Genomic DNA, 256 nt, shown 5'->3' on the forward strand with positions numbered 1-256 from the left:
GCTTTGCTTCTTCCAGACCGATTAACTCACTCATTGAAAATGCCTCCCTTGCACAGCAGCTCAAGCCGGGTGTGATCCACATCAGGAATGACGGCCACGATGCCGTAAACCTGCCCCCGGACGTTTGGCGAGCGATACAGAATGCGGTTTGCGGTGGTGATATCGTCGCGGTAGCGCGTCCAGATTCGCACAGTGGCTTCGGAGTAAAGCGCCCCGGAAGACATGCGCTCACGCCCACTGATAGCACGAATTTCAG

1 protein-coding gene is annotated in these 256 nt (G+C 56.2%); it reads right to left on the reverse strand.

Going from position 1 to position 256, the window contains the following annotated elements:
- Positions 1–26: 26 nt before the first annotated feature.
- Positions 27–256: phage head closure protein (locus ACZ2IA_RS23095; RefSeq protein WP_470294917.1), on the reverse strand; the 230-nt coding region annotated here is incomplete at its 5' end.

It is taken from the genome of Crenobacter sp. CS_VA4 (genome assembly GCF_055597485.1).